The following is a 5066-nucleotide window of genomic DNA, read 5'->3' on the forward strand; positions in this document are numbered from 1 at the left end:
GATCTCGCGCAGCAGGGTTAGGCCGGCGTCGGAGCTCATGTCGGCGCCGTCAAACCCGAGCAGGACCGGCTTGCCATTGAGGGGTGACAGGCGGGGCGTGGAGCACGTAGACTGGGTCATGGCGGAGGTCGTCCTGCTGAAATCTGAATCTTTGGCGTCGATAACCAAAAAATACAGAGTTTCAGACGGTTACGCCACCTCCGCCGCCTTCTCGTGAATTATCCGGGTTAACGGGATATTCACGCCTCTTGCGCTTTTGTGGCCGCGGACAGCTATGAGGATTCCGCTATGCACGGCCTGATCTGCAAGTCCCTCGAAGGGTTCGTGAGGGATCGCCATGGCGAAGCCGCTTGGCGCGCCGTGTTGCGACGTGCGGATGTTGGTCTGGACCGGTTCGAAATGCTGCGTATCTACGACGACGATATCATCTTCAAAGTCGTCTTCGCCGCCGCGCACGAGGTGAACGATCGTCCATGTCATATTCTTGAGGATGTTGGGCATTGGCTCTGCACCCATACGCCGATGGAGCCATTCCGTCGCCTGATCCGCTTTTCCGGAGCAACTTTCATCGATTTGGTCTACTCGCTGGACGAAACCCGTGATCGCGCGGCAATGGCTCTTCCCGACATCGATCTTCCCGAAATCGACGTCTTTGAGCCGGAGCCCGGAGGATTCGACGTCACCGCCAGATGGAGTCGGCCGGGTGCCGCTTGGGTCCTGCGGGGCATCCTTCGCGCCATGGCAGATGATTACGGCACACTCGCTGTCGTTGGCGAGGTCTCCCAGCAGCGAGAGGGCAGCGTCTGGGTCGAGCATCTGTCGCTGGAAGTTTACGAGCAGGCTTTTCAGGAACCACGCGAATTCGCTCTTGGAGGGGTGACATGACCAAGATCACCCTCGATATGGGCACGGTCGCCAACGTGTTGCCTTTCGCGCTTGTCTTCGCTCCCGATGGCCGGGTGGAGCATGTCGGACCAACTTTGGCAAAGATCGCGCCGCGTGCGATGGGGCGCCCGATGGCGCAGACGCTGCGTTTCACGCATCCGCGGATAGGTGCGACGCCTGAAACGGTTCTTGCACGGGTGGGACGCCGTCTGCGGCTGGAAATCGACGGCGGGCAGGGGGTGGGGCCCACAGCAATGCGTTGTCTCTCCGTCCCATTGGCGGACGGTTGGGGGCTGCTTAATCTCTCTTTCAGCGGAGATCCGACACAGGCGATGCGGCGTCATCAACTGACGGCGCAGGATTTCTCACAAGTCGACCCCACTGTCGACCTCATGTTCCTAGTGGAGGCGCACCGCATCGTTCTTAGTCAGTTCGAGCGATTGGGAGAACGGCTCAAAGAAGCTCTTGTTGCGGCCGAGGAAGAAGCGATCACTGATACGTTGACCGGCTTGCGGAACCGTCGGGCGCTGGACTTTCATCTGGGACGTCTCGTGCGACGGCGTGTCCCGAGGTTCGGCCTCATGCATCTCGATCTGGATCGTTTTAAGGAGGTGAACGACACGCTGGGACATGGCGCAGGTGACTTGGTGCTTAAAGCCGTAGCCCGTATTCTGAGTGAGCACGTGCGCAGCGGCGACCTTGTGGCACGTGTCGGAGGAGATGAGTTCCTGCTTGTCTTCGACGAATGCGGCGACATTGAACGGCTCAAGCAAATCGCGGCTCGCATTATCGAAAGGTTGGAGCAACCGATTGCCTGGGAAGGGAAGCCCTGCAGGATTTCTGGTAGTGTCGGGATCACCATGTCAGAATTCTACGACCATCCAAATTTGGAGAAGATGATCGCGGATGCGGACGATGCGCTCTATTTGTCCAAAAGAGCAGGGCGAGGGCGCTGCACCGTTGCGTTGCCCAACCGGACGCTAGCCGGTGCGCCCTGATTGCGGCGAGATTTTTGTACGTACGCTAGACGGTCTGAACTGCACCGAGTTTGCCGGAGGCTGAGTTTTGTTAGTTACGCAGCCTCGGCTTTGGTATCCAGAGCTGCGTAAAAGTTGGCTTCGGCTTCAGCGGGCGGGATATTCCCGATGGGCTCGAGCAGACGGCGGTTGTTAAACCAGTCCACCCATTCGAGGGTCGCGTATTCCACGGCTTCAAAGCTGCGCCACGGACCGCGCCGGTGAATGACCTTGGCCTTGAACAGGCCGTTGATCGTCTCGGCCAGTGCGTTGTCGTAGCTGTCGCCCACACTGCCGACGGATGGTCCGATGCTCGCCTCACCGAGCCGCTCTGTATACTTGGTGGACAGGTATCGGGAGCCGCGGTCCGAGTGGTGGACCAGCCCCATTCCCTTCGTCGGCCGGCGTTCGTGGACCGCCTGTTCAAGGGCATCGAGAACGAAGCCCGCGTGGGCCGTGGTGCTGACCCGCCAACCCACGATCCGCCTGGCATAGGCATCGATGACAAAGGCGACGTAGGCGAAGCCCTTCCACGTGGCCACGTAGGTGAAATCGCTCACCCACAGCATGTTCGGGGCAGGCACACGGAACTGCCGGTTCACCTGGTCCAGTGGACATGGCGCCTTCTTGTCCGGGATCGTCGTCCGGAGCGGCTTGCCGCGGAGCGAGCCTTGTCCGCCATTGGTCCGAGGACAATGGCGAGCGCCCTGAAAGCCCCATGTCTTTCATCAGCCGTGCCACGGTGCAGCGGGCGACATCGATGCTCTCTCGCCCCAATTGTCGCCAGACCTTGCGAACGCCGTAGACACGCCAGTTCTCCTCGAACACGCGCCGGATCTCGGGCCGCAATGCTTCGTCACGCCGCGCCCGATCCGACAGCCGGGTCGGTTCGGCCCGCTTGGCCAAGTGATCGTAGTAGGTGGAAGGGGCGATCGGCAGGACGTTGCAGATCGGCTCGACCCCATGCTTCCCACGAGGATTGCCGATGAACGACACCATCACTTCGACCGGCGGTCGATCTCCGCCATCGCAAAACAAGCTGATGCCTTGCGCAGTATCTCGTTCGCTTGGCGAAGCTCGCGGTTCTCCCGCTCCAGCGCCTTCAGCTTCTCGGCCATATCGCTCGGAATGCCCGCTGGCGTGCCGCTGTCTACCTCGACCTTCTTCACCCAGGCATTGAGCGTGTCGGTCGAGCAGCCGATCTTCGCGGCGATCGAGGCCATCGCCTGCCAGCGGGACTCGTGCTGACCCTCGTCGTCGAGAACCATACGAACCGCACGCTCGCGGACCTCGGGGGAAAACTTGTTCGTCGTTTTGCTCATGATAGCTCCATCTTACTCAAGAGTTGGAGCCTCCCGCAGAACCGGGGCGGTTCAGACGGCTGGATCGCCTCGGTCTTGGACGCCGCCGGCACGGACCTTAACTCGATCGCAATTCCCACCTGCTGCCAGCGCACCGGCGCCGACGGGCACTAGATCGCCTTCAAACCCATACAAGGACCGGCTTTATTGAGAGATTCAACGGCCGGCTCGGCAATGAACTCTTGAACGGGACGCTGTCCCCAACGCTTGGGGAGGCATGACAGGAGATCGATGCATGACAGCGTGCCTGCAGCCGTTATTGCCCACGCTTCGGCCCCGGAAGCAGCCCGCAGAAAAGGTTCATGGCAACGTAGGGACTGAAAATGCGCGCCGTGTAGCCAATAAGTCATTTCGCAGGCCCCTTGGATGCCGAGGCCCCTGCATCGCAGCATCGCAGCATCGCTGCATCGCATCGCCCACCGCCAGAAAAAATCCGATCAGCCGGAAGCAGACACTCAATCTGCCGCCTCGGCATCGTCGTCTTCTGGCGACACACCTTCTCGCGCGAAGGCCACGACATCCGGGTCGAACCGAACCGCGTCCGGGCCCGCGCTGCCGAGCCGGAGGTAGCCCAGCACCCGACCGTCTCGCGTCGGATCTAGTATAAGCACCTCACCCTCGTAGACGCGAAAGCGGGTCAACTCGACGATGTTGTCGAAATGGGTGATCAGGAGGAGCGGGCCGCCGGCGTCCTTGCCGTCCCAAGCCATCACCATCTCGCGCAGCGCCTCCGCATCTTCGGGACCGGCAAGTTTCCCGAGCGGATTCAATGCAGCATCCACCCGCGCCTCGACGCCATCCAGCGCATTCATGTCGGCCTCCAGCATCCCCTCCTCAAGGCCAAGATAGGTCTGTTGGGCACGGCACCATTGCGAGAGAAGGACCTCTCCCGGACGCAATCCGTTGACGATGAGCAGCGCACCGAGCTGGCGCATCTGATCCTGGCCAGTTTCGGTCAGGAGACGCTGATCCTCGCAATCGCTCGGGGCGGTGCCGGGGGCGTCCCGCACATCCCACTCGGAGGGGCCGCCGCGCATAATGAAGACGAGATCGTCGCGGAACAGGTCGTCCAGCATCTGCCACGGCTCGAAGCTGATGACTTCCTCGACGACCATCTCCTCGGGCGCGTCCGTCTCCATCGACATCGACATCTGTCCGGCGAATCCGGAAACGGGCTCGATCTCGCCCTTCCACTTGGGCATCCCGGCCGCATCCTGCGCCGAAACAGGCAGGGCGGCGGCGAACGCAAGTGCCGCGGCAACGCTCGTAATGCGGTGCTTCATTGGAAATGTCCCACATCCGGCTGTGCCGATCTGAGGCGCAATTGCCCCAACACGCGATTGCCATCTGCAGGGTCGAGCACGAGCATCTGACCCTCGAACACCGCCCGCTCGGTCAGTTCCTGAATGTTGGTGAAGTGCGAGATAATGAGCAGCGGCCCATGACCCGCGCCACCGTCCCAATCGGCGATGATCTCCCGCATAGCGGCCACGTCGGGAGCACCTTGCAGCGACAAAAGCAGGTTGAGATCCGCGATCGTGTCGATCTGCACGTTCTCGAGCGCATCCGGATCGGCGTCGCGCATCCCGTCCAGCATCGCTTCCAGCGTCTGCTGATTTCGACACCATTCGCTGGCCACGATCCGACCCGGCGTCAGATGATTGGCAACCATCAGGGCGCCCAGTTCATACATCTGGCGCCGACCTGTTTCCGTCGTCACGCGCTGATCTTCGCAATCGGTGGGCGCGACATCGGTCGCGTCACGTTTCGACCAATCGGTCGGGCCATGACGCATCAGAAGTAC

General features: G+C 61.3%; 4 protein-coding genes, 1 pseudogene and 1 other annotated feature. Of the genes and pseudogenes, 2 read left to right on the plus strand and 3 right to left on the minus strand.

Annotated features, from left to right (window positions below; translation table 11 throughout):
* The first annotated feature begins 288 nt into the window (after positions 1-288).
* Positions 289-885 (plus strand): heme NO-binding domain-containing protein, encoded by a 597-nt coding sequence (locus tag JSE7799_RS02715; protein ID WP_055662233.1) that lies wholly within the window; start codon positions 289-291, stop codon positions 883-885.
* Positions 882-1883, plus strand: a complete 1002-nt coding sequence (locus JSE7799_RS02720) for a GGDEF domain-containing protein (protein WP_055662234.1) — start codon at positions 882-884, stop codon at positions 1881-1883. The genes JSE7799_RS02715 and JSE7799_RS02720 overlap by 4 nt, the downstream gene beginning before the upstream one ends.
* Before the next feature lie 74 nt (positions 1884-1957).
* On the opposite strand, the pseudogene JSE7799_RS02725 reads toward JSE7799_RS02720, so the two are convergent.
* The 3 genes and pseudogenes from JSE7799_RS02725 to JSE7799_RS02740 form a co-directional block, all read right to left on the minus strand.
* Positions 1958-3223, minus strand: a pseudogene (locus JSE7799_RS02725) (IS3 family transposase).
* Positions 2826-2942, minus strand: a sequence feature (AL1L pseudoknot). It overlaps the preceding pseudogene by 117 nt.
* A 494-nt stretch (positions 3224-3717) precedes the next feature.
* Positions 3718-4545, minus strand: coding sequence for a histidine phosphatase family protein (locus JSE7799_RS02735; RefSeq protein WP_055662236.1), 828 nt, complete (start codon positions 4543-4545; stop codon positions 3718-3720).
* Positions 4542-5066 (minus strand): SixA phosphatase family protein (locus JSE7799_RS02740; protein ID WP_144431526.1); only part of this gene is annotated, 525 nt, incomplete at its 5' end. The genes JSE7799_RS02735 and JSE7799_RS02740, both read right to left, overlap by 4 nt.

The organism is Jannaschia seosinensis (assembly GCF_001408515.1).
Taxonomy (GTDB): Bacteria; Pseudomonadota; Alphaproteobacteria; order Rhodobacterales; family Rhodobacteraceae; genus Jannaschia; species Jannaschia seosinensis.

What these genes read in the sequence shown, in the direction of transcription:
- JSE7799_RS02715 (WP_055662233.1), top strand. Translation starts at nt 289, where the DNA reads ATGCACGGCCTGATCTGCAAGTCCCTCGAAGGGTTCGTGAGGGATCGC.
- JSE7799_RS02735 (WP_055662236.1), bottom strand. Translation starts at nt 4,545, where the DNA reads ATGAAGCACCGCATTACGAGCGTTGCCGCGGCACTTGCGTTCGCCGCC.
- JSE7799_RS02720 (WP_055662234.1), top strand. Translation starts at nt 882, where the DNA reads ATGACCAAGATCACCCTCGATATGGGCACGGTCGCCAACGTGTTGCCT.